This is a genomic window from Streptomyces atriruber (genome assembly GCF_001418325.1).
Classification (GTDB): Bacteria; Actinomycetota; Actinomycetes; order Streptomycetales; family Streptomycetaceae; genus Streptomyces; species Streptomyces atriruber.
In genome coordinates this window covers 1-2,108 of sequence record NZ_LIPN01000259.1, presented here as the reverse complement: position 1 = coordinate 2,108, position 2,108 = coordinate 1, and the positions used below count along the sequence as shown (strand labels likewise).

Here is a 2,108-nt window from a genome sequence, read left to right as displayed (position 1 = left end):
GCTCTCCGGCGGCGAGCAGCAGATGCTCGCGGTCGGCAGGGCGCTCATGGCCTCCCCGCGCCTGCTCCTCCTGGACGAACCTTCCCTGGGGCTCGCCCCGCTGATGGCCGCCCGCATCGCCGACACCATCCGCGAGATCAACGCGCAGGGCACGTCCGTGCTCCTCGTCGAGCAGAACGCCGCCCTCGCGCTGCGGCTCGCCTCCACGGCGTACGTCCTCGACGTCGGAGAGGTCGCCCTGGCAGGGCCCGCCGGCGAACTCGCCGCCTCCGACGACGTGCGCCGACGCTATCTGGGCGTGGTCGACGAGGACGCGGCGGCCGACGCGTCGCGGGGCCTCGGGGCGCTGCCGGTCCTGTCCCGGTGGGAGGACACCCCATGAGCGCCGTACCACCGCTGGAGGTCCGCGGGCTGACCGTGCGCTTCGCCGGGCTCACCGCCCTCGACGCCGTCGACTTCACCGTCCGCCCCGGCACCGTGCACGCCGTCATCGGACCGAACGGCGCGGGCAAGTCCACCTGCTTCAACGTCCTGTCCGGCGTCTACCGCGCCACCGCGGGCAGCGTTCGCTTCGGCGACCAGGAGCTCACCGGCATGCGCCCGCACCGCATCGCGGAGCTCGGCGTCGCCCGGATCTTCCAGAACCTCGCGCTGCCGCCCCGCGCCACCGTCGCCGACAGCCTGCTCCTCGGCCGCCACCGGCTGACCCGCGCCGGGTTCATGGCCGCCGGGCTCCGGCTCCCCTCCGCCGCCCGCGAGGAACGCCGCCACCGCGAACGCGTCCGCGAGATCGCCGCGTTCGTCGGCCTGGAGCGCCAACTCGACCAGCCCGCGGGCACCCTGGCCTACGGCCAGCAGAAACTCGCCGAGCTCGCCCGCGCCCTGTGCATGGAGCCGCGACTGCTGCTCCTCGACGAGCCCGTCGCCGGCATGACCGCCGACGAACGGCGCAGCACCGCGGCCGTCATCGCGGGCGTCCGCGACAGCCTCGGCATCTCGATCGTCCTGGTGGAACACGACATGGGGGTGGTGATGCGCCTCGCGGACGCGGTGACCGTACTCGACTTCGGGCGCCGGATCGCCGACGGCGCCCCCGCTGAAGTACAGAACGATCCGGCGGTCGTACGCGCCTACCTGGGCGAGGGCGACCGGACCGGTGACGGAGAGGGCAGACCGTGACCACCTTCACCGAACTCCTGCTCAACGGCCTCTCGATGGGGTCCGTCTACGCCCTCATCGCCCTCGGCTTCGTCGTCATCTTCCGCGCGACCGAGGTGGTGAACTTCGCGCACGCCTCGCTGCTCCTCGCGGGCGGCTACATCACCGCGTCCCTCCATGACGACCTCGGCTTCTGGCCCGCGCTGCTCGTCGGCATCGCGGGCGCCGCGGTCGTCGGGGCGGCCGTCGAGTTCCTCGTCATGCGGCGCTACCGCGGCAACGACCACAGCGTGCTCGCCATCGTCACCATCGGCGTCGACATCCTGCTCACCACCGAGCTCACCCGGCGCCTCGGCACGGACGTCCTGCCGCTCGGCGACCCGTGGGGCGACGACGTGCTGACCATCGGGCCGATCTCCCTCGCGCACACCCGCATCGCCGCGTTCGTCGCGGCGGCCCTGCTCATCACCGCCTTCCTCCTCGCCTTCCGCTACACCTCGTGGGGCGTGGCGATGCGGGCCGCCGCCGAGAGCCCGGAGACGGCCGCGCTGATGGGCGTGCGGCTCGGCCGGGTCTCGCTCGGCGCGTGGGCGGTGGCGGGCGCGCTCGCGGCGGTGGCCGCGCTGTTCCTCACCGTCTTCCCGACCCCGGGGCTCGAACGCGCCACGTCCCTCGCCGCCCTGAAGGCATTCCCGGCCGCGATCCTCGGCGGCCTCGACTCCACCACGGGCGCGCTGGTCGGCGGCCTCGTCGTGGGCGTCACGGAGTCCCTCGCCACCGGCTACCAGAGCGAGCTCACCTTCCTCGGCCGGGGACTCGGCGACCTCGCGCCCTATCTCGTCATGACCGCCATCCTGCTGATGCGCCCCGCCGGGCTGTTCGGCACGAAGGAGCTCGCCCGTGTCTGAGGTCACCGAGGCCGTCGCGCCCGCCGCCCGCCCCGTCGGCCG

Annotated in this window: 3 protein-coding genes; all 3 read left to right on the top strand. The window is 73.9% G+C overall.

What is annotated here, in order from left to right; translation table 11 throughout:
• A partial coding sequence (locus AOK03_RS25705) for an ATP-binding cassette domain-containing protein (RefSeq protein ID WP_157869081.1) occupies nucleotides 1–382 on the top strand: 382 nt, incomplete at its 5' end.
• On the top strand, nucleotides 379–1,179 hold the full coding sequence (locus AOK03_RS25700) for an ABC transporter ATP-binding protein (RefSeq protein ID WP_055567719.1): 801 nt from the start codon (nucleotides 379–381) through the stop codon (nucleotides 1,177–1,179). The genes AOK03_RS25705 and AOK03_RS25700, both read left to right, overlap by 4 nt.
• The gene (locus tag AOK03_RS25695; protein WP_055567718.1) at nucleotides 1,176–2,066 is read left to right on the top strand and encodes a branched-chain amino acid ABC transporter permease; all 891 of its coding nucleotides are present in this window, start codon (nucleotides 1,176–1,178) and stop codon (nucleotides 2,064–2,066) included. The genes AOK03_RS25700 and AOK03_RS25695 overlap by 4 nt, the downstream gene beginning before the upstream one ends.
• Nucleotides 2,067–2,108: the final 42 nt, after the last annotated feature.

Bases quoted from the DNA above. Each gene is read 5' to 3' on its own strand.
- AOK03_RS25700 (WP_055567719.1), top strand. From the start codon at position 379: ATGAGCGCCGTACCACCGCTGGAGGTCCGCGGGCTGACCGTGCGCTTC.